Origin of the sequence: Bariatricus massiliensis, assembly GCF_900086725.1 — a bacterium.
Taxonomy (GTDB): domain Bacteria; phylum Bacillota; class Clostridia; order Lachnospirales; family Lachnospiraceae; genus Allocoprococcus; species Allocoprococcus massiliensis.
Genome location: NZ_LT574838.1, coordinates 825,140 through 847,279, shown reverse-complemented (window position 1 = coordinate 847,279; position 22,140 = coordinate 825,140). Strand labels below are relative to the sequence as shown.

The following is a 22,140-nucleotide window of genomic DNA, read 5'->3' as shown; positions in this document are numbered from 1 at the left end:
ATACATAACAAAGTATAAAGAAGACAGGTTGAAAAATGGAAGATAAAAAAAGACATTTTTGGCAGGGGGCGCTTTGTGGCGCCCTTGCTATGTTTCTGATAGGGGCGGCATCTCTTGGGGCGGTACATTTTGCCGGCATGGATGTACTGCTTAAGACGGAAGCGGATGCTGAGGTCGGCGCAGATGCCCAGAAGAAACTGAAAGCATTAAAGAAATTGATTGATGAGAAATATTTATATTCCGATGAAGTGGATGACACATCACTGACGGAGGGGCTGTATGCGGGCTATATCAATGCCTTGAACGACCCATATTCCATCTATTATGACGAAGAAGAGGCGAAGAGTTTCAAGGAGAGTACCTCAGGAGAATATTCCGGCATCGGGGTTGTGATGTCTAAGAATCTGAACACAAATATTGTTACAGCGGTTCAGGTGTATGAAGACTCTCCGGCCGAGACGGCGGGTATCAGGGAAAATGATATTATATACAAAGTCAACGGGGAAGAAGTGACCGATCTGGAGATAGCTGAAGTTGCCGCCAGAGTAAAAGGGACGGAAGGAACACAAGTCGATATCACTCTGATACGGAATGATACGGGGGAGGAAGAGACGGTAACCGTGACAAGGGGAAAAGTTGAGGCCCGCACGGTAAGCTCAGAGATGAAGGAGGAGCAGATCGGTTATATCCGCGTGACTGAATTTGACAGCGTGACGTATGACCAATTTGCACAGGCTTTGTCCGATCTTGAAGCACAGGGGATGGAAGGCCTCATTGTGGATTTGAGAAATAATCCCGGGGGAAATCTGCTGACTACGGCGAATATGCTCGACCTTCTTCTGCCGGAAGGAATCATTGTTTATACTCAGGACAAAAATGGCGAGAAAAGTGTTCTTTCGTCGGACGATGAACATCAGTTTACGAAGCCGTTGGCAGTTCTCGTGAATGGCAACAGTGCCAGCGCTTCCGAAATATTCGCGGGGGCGGTGCAAGACTACGGGCTCGGTGCGATTGTTGGTACTACAACTTACGGGAAAGGTATTGTACAGGAAGTAATTACGCTGGATGACGGCAGCTTGGTGAAACTGACGACGGCGGAATATTATACACCGAACGGAAGGAACATTCATAAAAAAGGGATTGAGCCGGATGTGGCGGTGGAGTATGAGGTAAATGCAGAGGATAAAGATGCAGACAATCAACTCGATGCAGCAATCACAGAGATAAAAAATAAGAAAGGGAATGCCGATTAGGCATTCCTTTTTAAGTTGGTCTATGTTACTATAATTGTATATGTGTATTTTTAAGGCGGCAGATGAATGGCATAGATTTGGCCGTCACATGATACGGAAAGGATAGAAAAACATGAAGATTTTAATTAAAAACGGGCATGTGATTGATCCGCTTTTCAAGAAGGATGAAGTCCTCGATGTACTGATAGAAGATAATAAGATAAGTAAGATTGGGAAAAATATGGGCGTGGAGGCAGACAAGGTGATAGAAGCCGCGGGATATTACGTGATGCCGGGATTTATTGACTTGCATGTGCATCTGCGCGATCCGGGCTTCACCTATAAAGAAGACCTTTCAAGCGGAGGAGCTGCGGCTGCAAGGGGCGGCGTGACAACGATGTGCGCAATGCCAAATACAAAGCCGGTGACAGACACGAAAGAGATGGTGGAGGATGTGCACCAGCGTGCACAGAAAGAGTGCCCGGTTCAAGTGATACAGCTGGGGGCGGTCACGAAAGGACAGGCAGGCGTCGAACTTGCGGATATCAAGGGAATGGCCGAAGCCGGCTGCCATGCTATCAGTGAGGACGGCAAGTCCGTAATGAATGCGTCCCTTTACAGAGAGGCGATGAAGATAGCGAAGGAAGCTGGAATTTCCGTTTTTGCCCATTGTGAAGATATTACGATGGTGGAAGGCGGCGTAATGAACGCTGATGAAAAGGCCCGTTCCTTAGGATTGCCGGGGATTACGAACTCTGTGGAGGACGTCATCGTGGCACGGGATATCCTCTTGGCAAAAGAGACAGGTGTCCGCCTTCATCTCTGCCACTGTTCTACGAAGGACAGTGTGGATATGATAAGACTTGCGAAGGAAGAAGGACTTCCCGTCACCGGTGAAGTATGCCCTCATCACTTTGTCTTGAGTACTGATGATATCAGGCAGGATGACGGGAATTATAAGATGAATCCGCCTCTTCGCTCAAAAGCGGATGTAGAGGCTTTGAAAGCCGGGCTTCAGGCAGATGTTATGGATGTCATCGCCACAGACCACGCCCCTCATTCAGCGGAAGAAAAGAATAAATCCATGAAAGAAGCATACTTCGGCATTGTTGGTCTGGAGACTTCCGCAGCGCTCACTTACACAGAGCTGGTTGACAAGGGGGTTCTGACCATGATGCAGATGGCGGAAAAGATGAGTTATAATCCTGCCCGGATTCTTGGGCTTGAGGACAAGGGCTCTGTCTCAGAAGGTATGTGCGCGGATTTAGTAATTTTTGATCCAAATAAAGAATATAAGATTGATAAAAATACATTTTTGTCCAAAGGGAAAAACACACCTTTTGACGGTTATCCGGTCAAAGGTGAAGTCGTATGTACGATTGCCGGCGGAAGAATTGTATACAGCAGATAAGGAGGAAGTAAGATGATTAACAAATTAGTGGAGAATATTAAAAAGACGGGTGCGCCGATTGTTGTGGGATTGGACCCGATGTTGAATTATATACCGGAACATGTACAGAAAAAAGCATTTGCTGAATTTGGTGAGACGCTGGAAGGAGCGGCGGAGGCCATCTGGCAGTTCAATAAAGAAATCGTGGACAAGACATGGGATTTGATTCCGGCTGTAAAGCCTCAGATTGCCATGTATGAGCAGTTCGGAATTCCGGGACTTATGGCTTTCAAGAAGACGGTAGACTATTGTAAGGAAAAAGGTCTGGTGGTAATCGGCGATATCAAGCGGGGCGACATCGGCTCCACTTCCGCGGCATATGCTGTGGGACATTTGGGCAGAGTCCAAGTAGGAAGTAAGAGCTATGTGCCCTTCGATGAAGACTTCGCGACTGTGAATCCCTACCTCGGTTCCGACGGTGTGAATCCATTCATCAAGGTTTGTCAGGAGGAGAATAAGGGATTATTTATTCTCGTGAAGACTTCAAATCCGTCCAGCGGAGAGTTCCAAGACCAAATGATTGACGGAAGACCGCTCTATGAATTGGTGGGCGAGAAGGTGGCTCAGTGGGGCGAGGAACACATGGGCAATGAATATAGTTATATTGGAGCTGTAGTAGGGGCTACTTATCCGGAAATGGGCAAAATATTGAGAAAGATTATGCCGAAAGCCTATATTCTCGTTCCGGGATACGGTGCACAGGGCGGAAAGGGCAAAGACCTTGTACATTTCTTCAACGAAGACGGACTGGGAGCAATCGTCAATTCTTCCCGAGGAATTATCGCGGCCTATAAGCAGGAGGACTATGCAAAATACGGTACGGAGAACTTTGGGGAAGCATCCCGGGCAGCCGTGGAAGCAATGGTAAAGGATATACGAGAAAGCGTTGAGCAGCGGTAGAGCCGCAGCTTTTGCAAAGTGATGAAAAAGTAGGAGAAAAAAGATGAGAAAGCAAAAAGAACAGGCAGTTATAGTGTCACAGGAGGAGCTGGCACAAGGTATATTCAGTATGCGCCTGCAGACCGAGGCTGCGGCGGAGGCCAGGCCGGGGCAGTTTATTTCTATGTATACGAAGGACGGCAGCAAGCTTCTTCCGCGCCCCATTAGTATCTGTGAGATAGACACGGAAAAAAGTCAGATTCGGGTAGTATACCGGGTGACCGGTGAAAAGACGGGGACTGAACAGTTTTCTCAAATGAAGCAGGGGGATACGATACCGATTATCGGGCCTCTGGGCAATGGGTTTCCACTTCAGCAGGCAGTAGGGAAAAAGGCCTTTCTCATGGGCGGCGGAATAGGCGTGCCTCCCATTCTGGAACTCTCAAAGCAGCTGGATTGTGCCAAAAAGCAGATTGTGGTAGGGTACCGCGATGAAGACACTTTTTTGAAGAGCGAGTTTGAAGAGAACGGGGAAGTCTATATCTCCACGGAAGACGGAAGTGTGGGCACAAAAGGGAATGTCATGGACGCTATCCGGGAGAATGGGCTGGAGGCAGATATTATTTATGCATGCGGGCCGACGCCTATGCTCCGGGCGATTAAAAAATATGCAGAGGATAATGCGATAGAGTGTTATCTTTCCTTAGAAGAGAGAATGGCGTGCGGGATCGGCGCCTGCCTTGGCTGTGTGTGTAAATCAAAGGAAAAAGACCACCACAGTAATGTAAATAATAAGCGGATCTGTAAGGATGGACCGGTATTCTTGTCTACGGAGGTGGAAATCTGATGAACATGAAGGTGAATATTGCCGGTGTTGAGTGGAAGAATCCTGTGACGGTTGCCTCAGGGACCTTCGGCTCCGGCGCGGAATTTTCGGAATACGTAGATTTGAATAAGCTGGGAGCGGTGACTACAAAGGGAGTTGCCAATATACCTTGGGCCGGGAATCCCACGCCTAGGGTGGCAGAGACTTACGGCGGCATGATGAACGCGGTGGGTCTTCAGAATCCGGGGATTGATTTGTTCTGTGAGAGGGACATTCCGTTTCTCAAAGCTTACGATACAAAGATTATTGTAAATGTGTGCGGCAAGTCCGCGGAGGATTACTGCGAGGTGGTAGAGCGTCTGGCGGATGAAGATGTGGATATGCTGGAAATCAATATTTCCTGTCCAAATGTTAAAGAGGGCGGCATCGCCTTTGGACAGAACCCACAGGCGGCGGAAGAGATTACCAAAGCGGTCAAGCGCTATGCCAAGCAGCCTGTCATTATGAAATTAAGCCCTAATGTCACCAGCATTGGGGAAATGGCTAAGGCGGTCGAGGCAGGGGGAGCCGATGCGGTATCCTTGATCAACACCTTGACCGGAATGAAGATAGATATCAACCGAAAGGCATTTGTGCTTGCGAATAAGACCGGAGGTGTGTCGGGCCCGGCCATCCACCCGATTGCGGTGCGCATGGTGTATGAGGCGGCGAATGCGGTCAAAGTTCCGATTATCGGCATGGGCGGGATTGCCAGTGCTGAGGATGCGATTGAGATGATTCTGGCTGGTGCCAGCGCGGTGTCCGTGGGGACGGCTAATTTCCACAATCCGGCAGTGACGATGGAAGTGGTGGACGGAATCGCAGAATATATGGAGCGCCAAGGATTCGAACAGATGAAGGATATGGTTGGTCTGGTCAAATAACAGTATGGGATAAGGAGAAGAACAAAATGGAAGCTTACAAGCAGGAATTTATTGAATTTATGGTAGAGAGCAACGTGCTCAAATTCGGGGAGTTTACACTGAAGAGTGGAAGAAAATCACCGTTCTTCATGAACGCGGGCGCTTATGTGACAGGCACGCAGCTCCGCAGGCTGGGCGAATACTATGCCAAAGCAATCCATGACAACTATGGGCTCGATTTTGATGTGCTGTTCGGGCCGGCCTATAAGGGCATCCCGCTCAGCGTTGCCACCACGATGGCAATCAGCGAGCTGTACGGAGTGGATATCCGGTACTGCTCTAACCGGAAGGAAGTCAAGGATCATGGCGATACCGGAATCCTTCTGGGAAGCAAGCTCTGTGACGGAGACCGTGTCGTGATTATCGAGGACGTTACCACATCCGGAAAGTCAATCGAGGAGACTTTTCCGATTATCAAAGCACAGGCGGATGTGGAAGTGAAGGGTCTGATTGTTTCACTGAACCGTATGGAAGTAGGAAAAGGCGGAGAAAAAAGTGCCCTTGATGAAATCAAAGAGCTCTATGGATTTGATGCCAATGCAATCGTGACTATGGATGAGGTTGTTGAACATCTCTATAACAAGCCATGTAACGGAGAAATTGTGATTGATGACACAATTAAATCGGCAATCGACGCATATTATAAAGAATATGGCGTAAAATAAGGAGGATTTCAAGTGACGGAAAAAGCATACAAAGCGATGGGAAATGCTGGGGCGGCCAATATAACAATTGGAATTGTCCTGATAATTATGGGGATTGCTTCGGGGGTAATTTTGCTTGTGAGCGGGGGACGCCTGTTCCGGGCAAAAAGAGGTTTGACATTTTAGGAAGGATGCTCTGATTTGAAGGCTAAGAATAGAAAACGAGTCCGGATGCTGGGGAAAATATTATTTATACTTTATATTGGGTTTTTGTTGTATTTTCTTATATTTTCCGACTGGTATGGACGAACCGGAGGAATGAACGAGTATCACTATAATCTTGTACTATTTAAGGAGATTAAAAGATTTTGGATTTACCGGGAGCAGCTTGGCTGGGTATCGTTTGCCAATTTGTTCGGCAATGTCCTGATTTTTATGCCTTTCGGTTTTTTTATGCCGATGGCAAGCCGCTACCGGAGTTTTTTTCTCACATTGTTCTACAGTTTTGGGCTGAGCCTTTTGGTGGAAACGTTCCAGTTATTTACCAAAGTGGGAAGTTTTGATGTGGACGATTTATTATTGAACACCATAGGCGGTGTGATTGGATATATATTTTTTGTAATCTGCAACACAATAAGGAGATGGCATGATGCGAATCGGGCGGGAAAAAGAGCGGGCTCGCGAAAGAGATAAAGAGCGGAAGAAGCGAGGGAATAGAAAATATGGACAGGCGAAATTAAAACATTCCAAAAAAGGGATAATGGCCTGTGTTCTGTCGGCGGTTGTGGCAATTCTTTTTATTGCCCTAATTTTGACATCGTTTTTACATAAGGGACAATCTCAGGCGATAATAGGAAGCTTTGGCCTGTTTGCGGTGATTATTGCATGGATTGGTCTTGTGACTGCAGTCCGGGGATTCCGGGAGCGAGATAAAAACTATATAACATGCAAGGTAGGAATAGGGGTGAATGGAATGGTTCTCCTCTGCCTCATCGCAACATTTATAAGGGGGATTGTTTAATGGAAGAACGATACTATCTAACGCTGGAGCGGATTATAAAAATTATGGACGAAGAGACGGTGAAAGAACCATACCGCTCTTATTTTCGGACGGTTGCAGACTTCCTGCTCCGCATTCATGATGTCAAAGACAGCCTGAATACGGCTGTGCGCAGGACAGCCTCTGTTGAAAAGCTTGAGCTTGAGATGGATGCGCTTTATCATGATGTGCTGCCGGCCTATTATGATACGTCCTATGCCAATCCGGCTTATGCAGTCCGTGTGCTGGGCGAGAGAACGGGCGCGTTCTTAAGCGCGCTGTATACTGAGCTGCGGGGGGATTTGGCCTATGTGTATGAACAGAGGGATGACTATCTTACCATAGGAAATGAATTGTTCATTGAAGTCTACAACAAATTTGAGGAGGAAGAGGAACCTTCCTTGGACAGCCTGAAAAGTATATTTTACTGGTATGCAAGCGATTACTGTGATGTTTTTGCGGCCGACAGAATCAGGGAGCAGATAGACCCGGATTATTGTGACTTTGCGGCGAAAATGATTATGACGTCGGACTTATCCGATATCCGTTATCTGTACCGCATGGGAGAATATATCAGTGACAATGAGCGGAAGACCGCAGAGTATCTGAACACGCTTCCGCAGGAGACCATCGATAAGATGGCGGATACTTTTACAGAAGGGTACCGGATTGGATTTGTGAATACCGGTAAGGATTTATCCAAGAAAACTACCGTCAATATCCGGTTCGTCCTTGGCTTTGAGAGAGTGGTAAAAAAGGCAATAGAGAACTTTGAGAAGATGGGGCTTCGGCCTACCATTTACCGCTCTGCCCTCAGTGCGGTCACGAGGCCGCGTCAGGCTAAGAACGGTTATTACGGCGCGGTTGTGAATAAGCAGTATGATTACGACCACAAGGACGACATGGGGCTGTTCCTCGACAAGCAGTTCGTGGAGCGCAAGCTGGAAGTGATGCACACAGTGCTGGAGCAGAACAAGGAGATGGCCGCCGGGTTTGCAGGGCCGGCCGTCATGGAAGTATTTGGGGAAAAGCCCTTTGCTCCCAAGGTGAAAAAAGAGGCAATACACCTGACAGAGAAGCAGGAAGAGCTGCTTCTTTCGATGAATGCAAGAGCCGGACAACTCACCAATCAATATATCAAAGGTGAGGAGAGAAGCTTTACTATCATTTCTTGGCCGGTGCCGGAAATCGGAGAACAGTTCGCCGAGATATTTGACGAGACGATACGCATCAATACGCTGGATTATAAATTGTACGAGGGCGTGCAGCAGACTATCATCGACGCGCTCGACAAGGGGGATTATGTTCACATTGTTGGGGCGAACGGTAATAAGACTGACTTAAAGGTGAAGCTGCACCCGCTGAATGACGCGGCAAAAGAGACAAAATTCGAAAACTGTGTGGCGGACGTGAATATTCCGGTCGGCGAAGTGTTTACCTCACCGGTGCTGGAAGGAACGGAAGGAACGCTCTTCGTGAGTCAGGTATTTCTCCATGAGCTTCCGTACTATGAGCTGGAAATCCAATTTAAAGACGGAATGATAACTGAGTACACCTGCGGCAATTTTGAGAGGGACGAGGAGAACAAAAAATATGTGTCAGATAACATCCTGCACAATCATGCCACACTCCCCATGGGAGAATTTGCCATAGGCACCAACACTACAGCGTATGCCGCGGCTAAAAAATATAATATAGCAGACAAGTTTACTATCTTGATAGCGGAAAAAATGGGACCACACTTTGCGGTGGGTGACACATGCTACAGCTGGGCTGAGGATATCAAGGTGTTCAACCCTGACGGTAAAGAGATTGTCGCCAAAGATAACAGTATCTCCCTAAATAGAAGGGAGAATCTGGAAAAAGCTTATTTCCAATGCCATACAGATATCACGATTCCGTATGATGAGCTTGGGAAAATCAGTGTCTTTACGGAAGACGGAGTTGAGACGGAGATTATCAGGGAGGGCCGGTTCGTACTTGAAGGGACGGAAATTTTGAATGAACCGCTTGACATCATTCAATAGACTTAGTAAAATATCTTATAAGTGGAGAGCTATTTATTCATCATACTAATAAATAAGAAAAGGAGATTTAATTATGCCAAAAGTGGGAATTGTAATGGGCAGTGACTCAGACATGAAGATTATGAGCAAGGCTGCCGACATGTTGGAGAAGTTCGGAATCGATTATGAGATGACAATTATCTCGGCGCATCGTATGCCGGATGTGTTCTTTGACTATGCAAAATCAGCAGAAGCAAAGGGATTTAAGGTTATCATCGCAGGAGCGGGAATGGCTGCGCATCTTCCTGGAATGTGTGCGGCAATCTTCCCGATGCCGGTAATCGGAATTCCGATGTCCGGCAAGAACATGGATGGGATGGATGCACTGTTGTCTATCGTTCAGATGCCGCCGGGGATTCCGGTCGCTACGGTTGCGGTTGACGGCGGAGCCAACGCGGCGATTCTTGCAGCCAAAATTCTTGCGACTTCAGATGCTGAGGTGCTTGCAAGATTAAAGGACTATTCTGCGGAAATGAAAGACACTGTGCAGAAAAAGGCCGACAAGTTAAGTGAGCTGGGACATAAGGAATATTTAAAACAGATGTAGATAAGTACATTCACGGAGGATATGAGATGGATTATAAGAACGCGGGCGTAGACATTGAAGCAGGTTACAAGTCAGTGGAGTTGATGAAAAAACATATTCAGCAGACCATGAGGGAAGAGGTCCTCACGAATATCGGAGGTTTTTCAGGAGCCTTCTCTATGGAGAAATTTAAAAATATGGAGAAACCGACACTTGTGTCAGGGACAGACGGAGTGGGTACAAAGCTTAAGCTGGCATTCCTTTTGGACAGACATGACACCATCGGAATCGACTGTGTCGCAATGTGTGTGAACGACATTGCCTGCGCAGGTGGAGAGCCTTTGTTTTTCCTTGATTACATAGCATGCGGCAAGAATGAGCCGGAGAAAATCGCTACCATCGTGAGCGGTGTGGCAGAGGGATGTAAGCAGTCAGGCTGTGCGCTGATTGGCGGAGAGACTGCTGAGATGCCGGGATTCTATCCGACAGATGAATATGATCTTGCCGGTTTTGCGGTAGGGATTGTGGATGAGAAGGATTTAATCACCGGGAAGGATTTAAAGCCGGGAGATATATTGATTGGTATGGCTTCCTCAGGGGTACACAGCAATGGATTTTCACTGGTAAGAAAAGTATTCAATATGAAACCGGAAGTGCTCAATGCAGAATATGAATGTCTGGGAACTACTCTGGGAGATGCGCTCTTGGCTCCGACAAAGATTTATGTCAAGGCACTCCGCAGCGTAAAAGAAGCTGGTGTCAAGATTAAGGCATGCAGCCACATCACCGGCGGTGGTTTTTATGAAAATATTCCGCGTATGCTGAAAGATGGAACACACGCGGTAGTGAAAAAAGACAGCTATCCGATTCCTCCGATTTTCCACATGCTTGCCGAAGACGGTGATGTGGAAGAAACAGCAATGTACAATACCTTCAACATGGGGCTTGGCATGGTTGTGGCGGTGGATGAAAAGGATGTAGATGCCACTATGCAGGCCATCAAAGAAGCCGGAGAAGAACCTTATGTGGTAGGATATGTAGAGGCCGGAGACAAAGGGGTAACAGTATGTTAAGAGTCGTAGTTCTCGTATCCGGCGGTGGTACGAATCTGCAGGCGATACTGGATGCGGTGGATGCCGGAAGGATTACCAATACAGAAGTCGTTGGGGTAATCAGCAATAATAAGAATGCATATGCGTTGGAGCGTGCCGCAGGGCATGGAATTCCGGCGCAGTGCGTTTCACCGAAAGATTTTGAATCCAGAGATAATTTTAACCGGGTATTTCTGGAACAGATAGATGCGTTTGCGCCGGATTTAATTGTGCTGGCTGGTTTTTTGGTAGTGATACCGGAAGCGATGATAGCAAAGTACTGTAACCGGATTATCAATGTTCATCCGTCCTTGATTCCTTCTTTCTGCGGCACAGGGTATTATGGATTGAAGGTACATGAGGCGGCACTTGCACGCGGAGTAAAGGTTACAGGCGCTACGGTTCACTTCGTGGATGAGGGAACGGATACAGGGCCGATTCTTCTCCAGAAATCGGTGGAAGTGGAGGCGCAGGATACGCCTAAGACACTTCAGCAGCGGGTGATGGAACAGGCAGAGTGGAAGATTCTTCCCCGAGCCATAGATTTGATTGCCAATGGTAAAGTTAAGGTGGAAGACGGACAGACAGTAGTGTGCGAATAGGAGGGTCTCAATGAAGGTATTAATTGTAGGCGGCGGCGGAAGAGAACATGCCATCGCATATTGTGTGGCAAAGAGCAGCAAGGTAGAAAAAATCTATTGTGCGCCGGGCAACGCGGGTATTGCGGAGCTGGCAGAATGTGTGCCCATAGGTGCGATGGAATTTGAAAAGCTTACTGCGTTTGCCAAGGAGAAAGAGATTGATCTGGCGATTGTAGGAATGGACGACCCGCTTGTGGGCGGACTGGTGGACGAGCTGGAAGCGGCAGGCATCCGTACTTTCGGGCCAAAGAAAAATGCGGCCATACTGGAAGGTTCCAAGGCATTTTCTAAGGACTTGATGAAAAAGTACAATATTCCCACTGCAGGCTATGAGAATTTTGACAATGCAGAGGATGCGTTGAAATACCTTGAGACAGCGAAATTCCCAATCGTGCTGAAGGCGGACGGCCTTGCTCTCGGAAAGGGTGTGCTCATCTGTAATACACTGGAAGAGGCAAAAGACGGTGTGAAGACGATTATGCTGGATAAGAAGTTCGGCGAGTCCGGCAATACCATGGTCATCGAAGAATTTATGACAGGAAGAGAAGTATCCGTACTTTCCTTCGTGGATGGAAATACTATTAAGACCATGACATCCGCTCAGGACCACAAGCGTGCGAAGGACGGGGATCAAGGGCTGAACACAGGCGGTATGGGGACCTTCTCCCCCAGTCCTTTCTATACAAAGGAAGTAGAAGAATTCTGTAACGAGCATGTGTATCAGAAGACGGTGGATGCCATGAAGGCAGAAGGAAGACCGTTCAAAGGGATTATCTTCTTTGGGCTGATGCTCACAGAGGAAGGCCCGAAGGTGCTGGAATATAATGCCAGATTCGGTGACCCTGAGGCTCAGGTCGTACTGCCGAGAATGAAGAATGACTTGATTGACGTGGTGGAAGCTTGTATCGACGGGACACTGGATCAGATCGATTTGGAGTTCGAAGACAATGCGGCAGTCTGTGTTGTACTTGCATCCGACGGGTATCCGCTGGAATATAAAAAGGGAATTCCGATTACAGGGTTCGAGGAATTTAAAAAGCATGACGGCTACTACTGTTTCCATGCGGGAACGAAGTTCGACGGCGGGCAGATTGTGACCAACGGCGGGCGCGTGCTCGGCATCACGGCTAAGGGCGCTACGCTGAAAGAGGCGAGGGCCAACGCTTACAAAGCCACGGAGTGGATTCAGTTTGAGAATAAGTATATGAGAAATGATATCGGGAAAGCAATTGATGAGGCGTAAATGAATTAGTTGCTTTTGGCAATTAAGGGACTGCGAAAAAGCAGTCCCTTAACTCTTAAGAAGTTATGAATATTTCATGAATTCCTTGACAAACCGGGATTTCGATACTATCATAAGCATTAGTTATGAAAAAGGCAGAGAAAAAGAGGAGTATGTATTTAGGCCGCGAAAGAGAGAGCCTTCCATCGGCTGGGAGAGGGCTTGCGGGATGCGGATACAGAAGGTAGCTTTTGAGCCGGATATCTGAACGGGCGAGTAGGATATCACGGGGTAGTTTCCGTTACAGAACTGTGAGATGTGTGAGAACTGAGGGCTATGATTATGCGGCGGCAAGCAGGCAGCATAGAAGGAAGTTTTACATAACAAAGGTGGTACCGCGTTAACACGCCCTTTACATATGTAGGGGGCTTTTTTATTTCATAGAAAAAACTGTCCTATGAAATAAAACCCTCCGGGGGATGCACACAATGTGCAAAGGAAAGCTGCTTCGCAGCCGCACATTGGCGCGCAAAGTGTACAAGTAAAAGTGTGAGTGATTGAGGAGGACATGATGAGTAAGAATCTTGAGAAGACTTATAATCCAAAGGAGATTGAACCGAAGCTTTATGAGAAGTGGTGTGAAAACAAGTATTTTCATGCAGAGGTGGATCGGGATAAAAAGCCGTTTACAACGGTGATGCCTCCGCCGAACATTACAGGTAAACTGCATATGGGGCATGCATTCGACAATACCCTTCAGGATATTTTGATTCGCTACAAGAGGATGCAGGGATATAACGCGCTCTGGATACCGGGGACGGACCATGCGGCAATTTCCACAGAAGTCAAGGTAACGAACCAGCTGAAGTCAGAGGGAATAGATAAAAAGGAGCTTGGTAGAGAGGGCTTCCTCAAGAGGACATGGGAGTGGAAAGAAGAGTACGCCGGAACCATCGAGGGACAGCTGAAGAAGCTGGGCGTATCCTGTGACTGGGACAGAGAACGCTTCACTATGGACGAAGGCTGCTCCAAGGCGGTAGAAGAAGTTTTTATCCATCTCTACGAGAAGGGATATATTTATAAGGGCTCCAGAATCATCAACTGGTGTCCGGTATGTAAGACTTCCCTCTCCGACGCAGAGGTAGAGCATGCGGAGCAGGCAGGCCATTTCTGGCATATCAAGTATCCGATTATCGGGACAGACAGATTTTTGGAGATTGCGACCACCCGTCCTGAGACGATGCTTGGGGATACTGCCATCGCGGTACACCCGGAAGACGAGCGGTATAAGGATATCGTAGGTAAGAAGGCGCTCCTCCCATTGGTAAACAGAGAGATTCCAATTGTGGCGGATGCGTATGTGGATAAGAAGTTCGGTACTGGTGCGGTAAAGATTACGCCGGCTCACGACCCGAACGACTTTGAAGTGGGAAAGAGAAATCAGCTTCCTGAGATTAATATTATGAATGACGACGCTACAATCGTGGATGGGTATGGCAGATACTCCGGTATGGAACGTTATGAGGCGAGAAAGGCGATTGTTGCAGACCTTGAGGAGCAGGGCTATCTGGTAAAGGTAGCGGAGCACGACCATAACGTTGGGACACATGACCGCTGCGGGACGACAGTTGAGCCTTTGATTAAACAGCAGTGGTTCGTAAAGATGGAAGAGCTGGCGAAGCCGGCAATCGAGGCGCTGAAAAAAGGTGAGCTTCGCTTTGTGCCGGAGCGCTTTGACAAAGTATATTTGAATTGGCTTGAAAATATCCGTGACTGGTGTATTTCCCGTCAGATTTGGTGGGGACACCGGATTCCTGCGTACTATTGCGATGAGTGCGGTGAATTCGTAGTCGCGCGAGAGATGCCGGAGGTATGCCCGCACTGTGGATGTACACATTTTACACAGGACGAGGATACGCTTGATACCTGGTTCAGCTCTGCACTGTGGCCGTTCTCCACACTGGGGTGGCCGGAGAAGACGGAAGATTTGGATTATTTCTACCCGACAGACGTGCTGGTAACCGGATATGATATTATCTTTTTCTGGGTTATCCGTATGGTATTTTCCGGCTATGAGCACACCGGAAAAGCGCCGTTCCACACGGTTCTGATGCATGGGCTGGTCAGAGACTCTCAGGGAAGAAAGATGAGCAAATCTCTTGGAAACGGTATCGATCCGCTGGAGATTATCGACGAATATGGCGCGGATGCCCTGCGTCTTACACTTGTCACGGGCAATGCGCCGGGCAATGATATGCGTTTCTATAATGAGCGTGTTGAGGCCAATCGTAATTTTGCCAATAAGGTATGGAATGCGTCCCGGTTCATTCTTATGAATATGGAAGATAAAGTGATTTCCAAGCCGGACGATGTAGACCTTACATTGGCGGACAAGTGGATTCTCTCTAAGGTGAACACCTTGGCCAAGGATGTGACGGACAATATGGATAAATTCGACCTTGGCATAGCGGTACAAAAGGTATATGATTTTATATGGGATGAATTCTGTGACTGGTATATAGAACTTGTGAAATACAGAATCTATCACGCTGCGGATAATTATAAAAGTGCCAATGCAGCATTATGGACATTGAAGACGGTGCTTGGAAATGCATTGAAAATGCTTCATCCGTTCATGCCGTTTGTAACAGAAGAAATCTACAGCGCATTGATTCCGGAGGAAGAGTCACTGATGATTTCTTCTTGGCCGGTTTTCGAGGAAGGCTGGGCTTTCCCGGAGGCAGAAATGGTGACGGACCATATGAAAGAGGTGATCCGGGGAGTCAGAAATGCCCGTGCTGAGATGAACGTTCCGCCGAGCAGAAAAGCAAAAGTATATATCGTATGCGAGGATAAAGAACTTCAGGATGGACTGGCGGAGCTGGCTGTTTCCGCGTGTCCGCTCATGAATGCCAGTGAATTGGCTATTCAGTCCGACAAGAAGGGAATTGCAGAGGACGCGGTATCTATCGTAGTGCCGGATGCGGTTGCCTATGTCCCGCTGGAAGAATTGATTGATTTTGCGCAGGAGATCGAGCGCCTTACAAAAGAGGAAGAGAAACTGAAAAAAGAGCTTGCGCGTGTCAATGGAATGCTGAATAATGAGAAATTCATGAGCAAAGCGCCGCAGGCGAAAATAGAAGAAGAAAAAGCAAAGCTTGAGAAATATCAGCAGATGATGGCGCAGGTGCAGGAGCGCCTGACAGGATTGAAAAAATAGTCCAGACAGACGGATACACAAGGGGTAAGCAGATGAAAAAATTGGATGCTTTTACAAAACTTAAGAATATGAAGCCGGAAGATATTAAAGAGCATAGAAGAATGCGCAAGGAACGCCGGGAACGTATTTTAGAAAAACGAAGGAACAGTGCATTCGCAAAGAAGATGGCACCGTACTATCGGTTTATGAATCGGTTTTCTCTGTTGTTCCATGCGGTATGGGCCTGTGTAATCAACTTTTTGATTGAAGCAGTTTCCAGACATTCGCCGGTGGAGGCGTGGAAGTATATGACTGGCACCCCGCTTGTATTTTTCTATAATGCCGGGATGATATTTGTGACGTTTATGCTGGTGTACCTTTTTCGGCGGAGGGTATTCGCACGGATTATTATCAGTGTTGTATGGCTGTTCATCGGAGTATGTAACGGAGTCATGCTGTTGAAGCGTGTGACGCCCTTTAACGCGCAGGATTTAAAGACATTCACGGAGGGCCTTTCCCTCTTTACCAATTATTTTTCGCCCTTTGAACTGGTGATGATGGCCGTAGGAATCTCTGCCCTGATAATCTGGGGAGTTGCCATGTGGCGCAGAGGCGGGCAGTATGAAGGCAAGATGCACCGGCTGGTTGCGCTGGCTGGCGCAATGATTAGTTTTGGCGCGTTTTCGCTGGTCACAACGGCCGCTATAGACAACAGGGTAATCTCCACATACTTTGGTAATATCGCATTTGCTTATCAGGATTATGGAGTGCCCTATTGTTTTTCGGCGAGTTTGTTCAACACAGGCATTTCGGAGCCGAATGATTACAGCAAGTCGACCATTGAGAAAATCAGCCACAACGGCAAGCTCACAGAAAGCAAGGCAGACACGGATGTGAAGCCGAATGTGATTTTTGTCCAGCTCGAATCTTTTTTTGATGTTAAAGAATTCGAGGCGCTTCAGACATCGGAAGATCCGCTGCCTAATCTGAGAAAAATGTTTCAGGAATACCCGTCGGGGTACTTTAAAGTGCCATCCGTGGGGGCAGGCACGGCGAACACGGAGTTTGAAGTCCTTACGGGGATGAATCTGCGCTACTTTGGACCGGGAGAATATCCCTATAAGACAGTGCTGAAGGATCAGGTGGCTGAAAGTGCCGCAACGGCTTTTGCATCTTTTGGTTATGGGACACATGCGCTACACAATAACGGAGGCAATTTCTACAGTCGTGCGAAGGTATTCAACAATATAGGATTTGACAGTTTTACAAGTAAGGAGTTCATGAATATACTGCAGACCACCGAGAATGGATGGGCTAAGGACGACATACTCTTGACGCACATCAATGATTCATTGAATTCTACGGAGCAGGAAGACTTTGTCTTTGCAATCAGCGTGCAGGGACACGGGAACTATCCGGAGGAGAAAATCATCGAGAATCCGAAGATTACCGTGAGCGGTATGGAGACGGAAGGAAAAAATAACGCGTGGGAATACTATGTAAACCAAGTGTATGAGATGGATCAGTTCGCTGCCAATCTGGTAAAGATGATGGAAGACAGAGGGGAACCGGCGGTTGTTGTATTTTATGGAGATCATCTGCCGACTATGGGGCTGGAAGCCAAAGATTTGAAGAGCAGATATCTTTATAATACAAATTATGTAATATGGAATAACATTGGTCTGGAAAAGCAGGACAGGAATATACCGGCCTATCAGATTATGGCAGATGTCATGGAACAGATTGGCCTCCATGCCGGAACGGTATTTAATTATCATCAGGAGAGAAGGCAGACAAAAGATTATCTGCTGGATCTCGAGCTTCTGCAGTACGACATCCTCTATGGAAAACAATATGTATACAACGGACATCCGCCGATAACAGAAGGCCATATGGAAATGGGAATCAATGATGTGACTTTGACAGGGTTGAACAGTAATCTTGACGGAACCTACAGCCTGTATGGAACTAATTTTACAAAATGGAGTAAAGTATATATTAATGACGAAAAGCAAAAGAGTACCTTCCTCAACAATACAAGGATAGAGTTGCCAGAGAGTACTTTGGATGAGAATGATATTGTGACGGTCAGTCAGGTGGGCTCGAGCAATACTATCTTCCGCACCTCTAAGGAATATATTTATAGAGACAAAAAGCTTATGGAATATACAGACGAAATGAAACAGGAAGACAATGCGCCTGCCGGAACAGATGAGGAAGCGCCGACAGAAACTACGAATGAGTAAGAAAATGGGGTACGACAGTGAATTACGAAGAAGCAGTCCGCTATATCGAGGACATCCCTAAATTTACGAAAAAGCATACATTTGACCATACACTCCAATTTTTAAAAAGGCTTGGCGACCCCTGCCGCGGGAGAAAAGTACTCCACGTGGCGGGGACCAATGGAAAGGGAAGCGTCTGCGCATATATGCAGGCGATTCTTCTTTCTGAGGGGAAGACGGTAGGATTTTTCACGTCGCCCCATCTTGTCCGGCATAATGAGAGAATCAAGATCAACGGGGTTGACATTACCGACAAGGATTTTGTGGAGGTATTTGAAAGAGTCAGGGAGATTACAGTACAAATGCAGAAGGAAGGCATCAGCCATCCTTCTTATTTTGAGTTTCTATATGCAATGGCAATGACGGCTTTTGAAAAGGCTGAGGTGGAATTTGTGATTTTGGAGACGGGGCTTGGCGGCAGGCTTGATGCCACCAACTCTTATCCCCGCCCTCTTCTGACGGTCATCACCTCCATAGGACTGGATCATACGGAGATTCTCGGAGATACGATAGAGAAAATAGCGGCAGAAAAGGCTGGAATCATCAAAAAGGGAGTTCCTGTTTTTTATGATGGCACTATAGAAGAAAGCAGTGTCATAATAGAGCGGACGGCGGCAGAAGCCGGCGCACCTTGCAGAAAAATCTCGAAAGATGCGTTTGAAATTCTGGAAATAACTGAGAAAGATATTGCTTTTTTGCCGGGCAGTGAGTATGATAATAATACCGTATGGCGGGTCCGCGGGACAGGTGTTTATCAGGTCATGAATGCGATGCTGGCCATTGCCGCCATGGAATTTGTCTTTGACGGCTGTATGCACATGGAAAAATGGAGACAGGCATTGGCGAGGACCCAGTGGCCGGGGCGCATGGAAGAAATTCTTCCGGGAGTCATACTGGATGGCGCCCATAATCTGGCGGCTGTAGAACGTTTTATAGAGAGTGTAAACGCCCAGCCAAAGTGTGATATAGTTGTGCTGTTCTCGGCAGTGGCAGAGAAGGATTATGAGCATATGATATGTACACTTTGTCAGGGAGTACAGGCGAAGGCGTATGTGATTGCGAAACTTGAAGATAAAAGGGGAGAGGGAGCCAGAGAGCTTGCGGAAGTATTCCGGCGTTACACGGATGTGCCGGTTTATACGGAAGAATCAATGGAGGAAGCATTTACACTGGCACTCAGACAAAAAGGGGAGAACGGAAGGCTTTACTGCCTAGGTTCTTTGTATCTCATAGGTGAGCTGAAAAGAATAATAGGAGGCTTAAATGCTTAATTTTGAAGAAGAACTCAAAAAATTTAAACCAAGTTTGGAAGTAGAGGAAATCGAACAGGCCGTCTATGAAGAAGATTTGACGGATATGACTGATATTTTACGGGAAATGCTTGAGCAGACGAAATAGGGGAGAAGCACATGGATTATACAGAAAGACTGGCATACCAGTCCAATTACTGGTATAATGACGGGCTGAAGAAGGCAAATATCCGGGATCTTTCCGGGGCTGTCTCATCGCTTCGGCGGAGTTTGCAATATAATAGAGAGAACATTATGGCGAGGAATCTTCTGGGGCTTGTGTATTATGGAAGAGGCGAAGTTGTAGAGGCTCTGGTCGAGTGGATTATCAGCAAGAATTTTAAGTCTTATGAAAATATTGCCAATTATTATATAAAAAAGGTACAGGAGACACCAAGTGAGCTTGAGACGATCAATCAGGCTATCCATAAATATAACCAGTGTCTGATCTACTGTCAGCAGAACGGCGAGGATTTGGCTATTATCCAGTTGAAAAAAGTGGTGGCGGCCCATCCCACGTTTTTGAAGGCCCATCAGCTTTTGGCTCTTTTGTATCTGCACACGGAGCAGTATGCAAAGGCGAGGCAGATTCTGCGGCGTGCCCACAAGATGGATACCACCAATGAGATTACGCTGAGCTATATGCATGAGCTGGCACAGATCCGCAGCCAAAAGGTGGCCAAACTTAAGGAAGATAAGAATCAGACGGTTTCCTACAATCTGGGAAATGAGACGATTATCCAGCCGGCCTCAGCAAGTCTGAAGGACAATGCGGGGGTACTGACTATCGTCAATATTTTAATCGGGATTGCGGTGGGGGCAGCGGTCATTTGGTTTTTGATTGTGCCGTCTGTGAATCAAAAAAAAGCAGGGGAAGCCAATCGGAACGTGACGGAGCTGAGCGAACAGATTGCTTCCAAAGACGCCCAGATCAACGCCTTGAAAAAAGAGCTGGAAGGATACCGGTCTTCCAGTGACGAGGCGGAAAGTGCCATAGCTACCGCACAGTCCACTCAGGAGAGCTACGAGAAGCTCATGACAGTCTATAATCAATATCAGGGCGGTAATACAAGTAACGCTGATATGCTGGAAGGTTTACTTGCGGTCACACCGGATGCTCTGGGCGAGCAGGGCAAGGCTATTTACGGTGAGATATCAGGGGATTTATTCCCTAAGATGTGCGAGAGATTATATGCACAGGCCCAGTCTGATATGGAGGGCGGCAGCTATGGAGAGGCGGTCACCGCACTGGAGAGCGTCATCCGGATGGATGAAGGATATGACGAGGGTAAGGCGCTCAAGCTTTTGGGAGATGCTTATGCCGGCAACGGTGATGCCGAGAAAGCCAAGGAGACTTATGAAAAAGTAACTGCCAATTATTCGGGAACAGATGCCGCCAATGAGGCACAGAATGCTTTGAGCGGTACACCGGCGGAAAATAACAGCGGCGGAGAGGACAATCAGTAAGGAGTGTGCGTCCGCAGGCATTTAATTTCATATGGAATTACTACGAAAGAGGATATGCGAAGAGGCATATCCTTTTTTGTGCGGCAACCCGCAGTCTTACTTATAAATATGTGCAGTCAGCACACAAAAACAGGAGGGATTATATGCAGTATCAAGTTGAAGAGAATTGTCTTACAATCTTTCTTCCTCAGGAGTTAGATCACCACAATGCCGAGGATATCCGCAAGGAGGCGGATAGACTGATTGAAGAGAAACACATCAAACATGTTATTTTTGATTTTCAGGGAACCAGCTTCATGGACAGCTCCGGTATTGGTGTCATCATGGGGCGGTACAGACAGATTTATCTGCTGGGCGGCGAGGTGTGGGCCGTCCATGCCAATGAGAGAATGAAGAAAATACTGGCAATGTCAGGAGTTACAAAAATAATGCAGCTTTATGAGGAGGAGAAAGAATAATGGGAAGCACCGGGGAAATGGAATTAATTTTTGACAGCAGTTCTGCGAATGAGAGTTTTGCGCGGGTGACGGTGGCAGCATTTATGACGAGGCTGAATCCGACTTTGGAAGAGGTGTCGGATGTGAAGACCGCAGTGTCGGAGGCGGTGACCAACGCTATCATCCATGGGTATGAACAGGAAAAGGGTAAGATTCGTATCCGTTGTAAGGTGGAGGAGAAAACACTTTACATAGAAATTTCGGATGATGGCCGAGGCATCGATGATGTCAAAAAGGCGATGGAGCCGCTGTTTACAACAAAACCAGAATTGGATCGTTCGGGTATGGGATTTGCGTTTATGGAGGCATTTATGGATGAGGTTCTGGTGGAATCCCATCCGCATGAGGGAACTACTGTGAAAATGAAAAAGACTATTGGAGAAGGGTTAAAACCATGGATCACACAATCGCTTTAATTCAGAAATCTCACGATGGGGATGAAGAAGCGAGAGCCCAGCTGGTAGAAGAAAATACGGGGTTAGTCTGGTGTATCGTCAAGCGTTTCTATGGACGTGGAACAGAGGCGGAGGACTTGTTTCAGATAGGGAGCATCGGTCTTTTGAAGGCCATCGACAAATTTGATATTTCCTACGATGTCAAGTTCTCCACCTATGCGGTGCCCATGATTTCCGGAGAAATCAAGCGTTTCTTGCGAGATGACGGCATGATTAAGGTGAGCCGCTCCTTAAAGGAACTTTCGTATAAAGCTTTTTTTGCCAAAGAAAGACTGCAGGATAAGCTTGGACGGGAGCCGGATCTTGAAGAGCTGGCTGCCTACTTGGAAATAGAAAAAGAAGAGCTTGTGATGGCGATGGAGGCGGGCGG

At 47.2% G+C, this 22,140-nt stretch carries 22 protein-coding genes and 1 other annotated feature; all 22 genes read left to right on the top strand.

Annotated features, from left to right (window positions below; translation table 11 throughout):
- Positions 1 to 35 precede the first annotated feature (35 nt).
- The gene (locus tag BN6465_RS15515; RefSeq protein WP_066736907.1) at positions 36 to 1,253 is read left to right on the top strand and encodes a S41 family peptidase; all 1,218 of its coding nucleotides are present in this window, start codon (positions 36 to 38) and stop codon (positions 1,251 to 1,253) included.
- Between the two features lie 112 nt (positions 1,254 to 1,365).
- Complete coding sequence (locus BN6465_RS15510; protein ID WP_066736906.1) at positions 1,366 to 2,643, top strand: dihydroorotase; 1,278 nt, start codon at positions 1,366 to 1,368, stop codon at positions 2,641 to 2,643.
- 12 nt (positions 2,644 to 2,655) lie between these two features.
- A complete protein-coding gene (pyrF, locus tag BN6465_RS15505) occupies positions 2,656 to 3,582 on the top strand; it encodes an orotidine-5'-phosphate decarboxylase (RefSeq protein ID WP_066736905.1) in 927 nt (308 codons plus the stop codon).
- Positions 3,583 to 3,625: 43 nt separating this feature from the next.
- Complete coding sequence (locus BN6465_RS15500) at positions 3,626 to 4,408, top strand: dihydroorotate dehydrogenase electron transfer subunit (protein ID WP_066736900.1); 783 nt, start codon at positions 3,626 to 3,628, stop codon at positions 4,406 to 4,408.
- Complete coding sequence (locus tag BN6465_RS15495; RefSeq protein ID WP_066736898.1) at positions 4,408 to 5,310, top strand: dihydroorotate dehydrogenase; 903 nt, start codon at positions 4,408 to 4,410, stop codon at positions 5,308 to 5,310. The genes BN6465_RS15500 and BN6465_RS15495 overlap by 1 nt, the downstream gene beginning before the upstream one ends.
- Before the next feature lie 26 nt (positions 5,311 to 5,336).
- Positions 5,337 to 6,014, top strand: a complete 678-nt coding sequence (gene pyrE / locus BN6465_RS15490) for an orotate phosphoribosyltransferase (protein ID WP_066736896.1) — start codon at positions 5,337 to 5,339, stop codon at positions 6,012 to 6,014.
- A 12-nt stretch (positions 6,015 to 6,026) separates the two neighbouring features.
- Complete coding sequence (locus BN6465_RS21045) at positions 6,027 to 6,179, top strand: hypothetical protein (protein WP_199882848.1); 153 nt, start codon at positions 6,027 to 6,029, stop codon at positions 6,177 to 6,179.
- A 45-nt stretch (positions 6,180 to 6,224) separates the two neighbouring features.
- Positions 6,225 to 6,686, top strand: coding sequence for a VanZ family protein (locus BN6465_RS15485; RefSeq protein WP_408605616.1), 462 nt, complete (start codon positions 6,225 to 6,227; stop codon positions 6,684 to 6,686).
- Positions 6,640 to 7,014 (top strand): DUF6142 family protein, encoded by a 375-nt coding sequence (locus tag BN6465_RS15480; RefSeq protein ID WP_066736891.1) that lies wholly within the window; start codon positions 6,640 to 6,642, stop codon positions 7,012 to 7,014. The genes BN6465_RS15485 and BN6465_RS15480 overlap by 47 nt, the downstream gene beginning before the upstream one ends.
- Complete coding sequence (locus tag BN6465_RS15475) at positions 7,014 to 9,059, top strand: aminopeptidase (protein WP_066736889.1); 2,046 nt, start codon at positions 7,014 to 7,016, stop codon at positions 9,057 to 9,059. Before BN6465_RS15480 ends, BN6465_RS15475 begins: the two co-directional genes overlap by 1 nt.
- 73 nt (positions 9,060 to 9,132) lie before the next feature.
- Positions 9,133 to 9,645, top strand: a complete 513-nt coding sequence (gene purE / locus BN6465_RS15470) for a 5-(carboxyamino)imidazole ribonucleotide mutase (RefSeq protein ID WP_066736887.1) — start codon at positions 9,133 to 9,135, stop codon at positions 9,643 to 9,645.
- 26 nt (positions 9,646 to 9,671) lie between these two features.
- Positions 9,672 to 10,697 carry a phosphoribosylformylglycinamidine cyclo-ligase gene (purM, locus tag BN6465_RS15465; RefSeq protein ID WP_066736885.1) on the top strand — a complete coding sequence of 342 codons (1,026 nt, stop codon included), beginning with the start codon at positions 9,672 to 9,674 and terminating at the stop codon, positions 10,695 to 10,697.
- Entirely contained in the window at positions 10,691 to 11,317 is a 627-nt protein-coding gene (gene purN / locus BN6465_RS15460; RefSeq protein ID WP_066736880.1) for a phosphoribosylglycinamide formyltransferase, read from the top strand. The genes purM and purN overlap by 7 nt, the downstream gene beginning before the upstream one ends.
- A gap of 10 nt (positions 11,318 to 11,327) precedes the next feature.
- On the top strand, positions 11,328 to 12,599 hold the full coding sequence (gene purD / locus BN6465_RS15455; RefSeq protein ID WP_066736878.1) for a phosphoribosylamine--glycine ligase: 1,272 nt from the start codon (positions 11,328 to 11,330) through the stop codon (positions 12,597 to 12,599).
- 128 nt (positions 12,600 to 12,727) lie between these two features.
- Positions 12,728 to 12,994 (top strand) — a binding site (T-box leader).
- A 155-nt stretch (positions 12,995 to 13,149) separates the two neighbouring features.
- On the top strand, positions 13,150 to 15,798 hold the full coding sequence (locus tag BN6465_RS15450; protein ID WP_066736876.1) for a valine--tRNA ligase: 2,649 nt from the start codon (positions 13,150 to 13,152) through the stop codon (positions 15,796 to 15,798).
- Positions 15,799 to 15,830: 32 nt separating this feature from the next.
- Positions 15,831 to 18,023: an LTA synthase family protein gene (locus BN6465_RS15445; RefSeq protein WP_066736874.1), complete on the top strand. Its 2,193-nt coding sequence runs from the start codon at positions 15,831 to 15,833 to the stop codon at positions 18,021 to 18,023.
- Positions 18,024 to 18,040: 17 nt separating this feature from the next.
- On the top strand, positions 18,041 to 19,333 hold the full coding sequence (locus BN6465_RS15440) for a bifunctional folylpolyglutamate synthase/dihydrofolate synthase (protein ID WP_066736872.1): 1,293 nt from the start codon (positions 18,041 to 18,043) through the stop codon (positions 19,331 to 19,333).
- Positions 19,326 to 19,460 carry a hypothetical protein gene (locus BN6465_RS21335; protein WP_256278615.1) on the top strand — a complete coding sequence of 45 codons (135 nt, stop codon included), beginning with the start codon at positions 19,326 to 19,328 and terminating at the stop codon, positions 19,458 to 19,460. Before BN6465_RS15440 ends, BN6465_RS21335 begins: the two co-directional genes overlap by 8 nt.
- A gap of 11 nt (positions 19,461 to 19,471) precedes the next feature.
- Positions 19,472 to 20,818: a tetratricopeptide repeat protein gene (locus tag BN6465_RS15435; protein WP_066736870.1), complete on the top strand. Its 1,347-nt coding sequence runs from the start codon at positions 19,472 to 19,474 to the stop codon at positions 20,816 to 20,818.
- 143 nt (positions 20,819 to 20,961) lie between these two features.
- A complete protein-coding gene (locus BN6465_RS15430; RefSeq protein ID WP_066736868.1) occupies positions 20,962 to 21,276 on the top strand; it encodes an STAS domain-containing protein in 315 nt (104 codons plus the stop codon).
- Positions 21,276 to 21,731, top strand: coding sequence for an anti-sigma F factor (gene spoIIAB / locus BN6465_RS15425; RefSeq protein ID WP_066736866.1), 456 nt, complete (start codon positions 21,276 to 21,278; stop codon positions 21,729 to 21,731). The genes BN6465_RS15430 and spoIIAB overlap by 1 nt, the downstream gene beginning before the upstream one ends.
- A partial coding sequence (locus tag BN6465_RS15420; protein ID WP_154670305.1) for a sigma-70 family RNA polymerase sigma factor occupies positions 21,710 to 22,140 on the top strand: 431 nt, incomplete at its 3' end. The genes spoIIAB and BN6465_RS15420, both read left to right, overlap by 22 nt.

Bases quoted from the DNA above. Each gene is read 5' to 3' on its own strand.
- BN6465_RS15515 (WP_066736907.1), top strand. From the start codon at position 36: ATGGAAGATAAAAAAAGACATTTTTGGCAGGGGGCGCTTTGTGGCGCC.
- BN6465_RS15510 (WP_066736906.1), top strand. From the start codon at position 1,366: ATGAAGATTTTAATTAAAAACGGGCATGTGATTGATCCGCTTTTCAAG.
- pyrF (WP_066736905.1), top strand. From the start codon at position 2,656: ATGATTAACAAATTAGTGGAGAATATTAAAAAGACGGGTGCGCCGATT.
- BN6465_RS15500 (WP_066736900.1), top strand. From the start codon at position 3,626: ATGAGAAAGCAAAAAGAACAGGCAGTTATAGTGTCACAGGAGGAGCTG.
- BN6465_RS15495 (WP_066736898.1), top strand. From the start codon at position 4,408: ATGAACATGAAGGTGAATATTGCCGGTGTTGAGTGGAAGAATCCTGTG.
- pyrE (WP_066736896.1), top strand. From the start codon at position 5,337: ATGGAAGCTTACAAGCAGGAATTTATTGAATTTATGGTAGAGAGCAAC.
- BN6465_RS15485 (WP_408605616.1), top strand. From the start codon at position 6,225: ATGCTGGGGAAAATATTATTTATACTTTATATTGGGTTTTTGTTGTAT.
- BN6465_RS15480 (WP_066736891.1), top strand. From the start codon at position 6,640: ATGATGCGAATCGGGCGGGAAAAAGAGCGGGCTCGCGAAAGAGATAAA.
- BN6465_RS15475 (WP_066736889.1), top strand. From the start codon at position 7,014: ATGGAAGAACGATACTATCTAACGCTGGAGCGGATTATAAAAATTATG.
- purE (WP_066736887.1), top strand. From the start codon at position 9,133: ATGCCAAAAGTGGGAATTGTAATGGGCAGTGACTCAGACATGAAGATT.
- purM (WP_066736885.1), top strand. From the start codon at position 9,672: ATGGATTATAAGAACGCGGGCGTAGACATTGAAGCAGGTTACAAGTCA.
- purN (WP_066736880.1), top strand. From the start codon at position 10,691: ATGTTAAGAGTCGTAGTTCTCGTATCCGGCGGTGGTACGAATCTGCAG.
- purD (WP_066736878.1), top strand. From the start codon at position 11,328: ATGAAGGTATTAATTGTAGGCGGCGGCGGAAGAGAACATGCCATCGCA.
- BN6465_RS15450 (WP_066736876.1), top strand. From the start codon at position 13,150: ATGAGTAAGAATCTTGAGAAGACTTATAATCCAAAGGAGATTGAACCG.
- BN6465_RS15445 (WP_066736874.1), top strand. From the start codon at position 15,831: ATGAAAAAATTGGATGCTTTTACAAAACTTAAGAATATGAAGCCGGAA.
- BN6465_RS21335 (WP_256278615.1), top strand. From the start codon at position 19,326: ATGCTTAATTTTGAAGAAGAACTCAAAAAATTTAAACCAAGTTTGGAA.
- BN6465_RS15435 (WP_066736870.1), top strand. From the start codon at position 19,472: ATGGATTATACAGAAAGACTGGCATACCAGTCCAATTACTGGTATAAT.
- BN6465_RS15430 (WP_066736868.1), top strand. From the start codon at position 20,962: ATGCAGTATCAAGTTGAAGAGAATTGTCTTACAATCTTTCTTCCTCAG.
- spoIIAB (WP_066736866.1), top strand. From the start codon at position 21,276: ATGGGAAGCACCGGGGAAATGGAATTAATTTTTGACAGCAGTTCTGCG.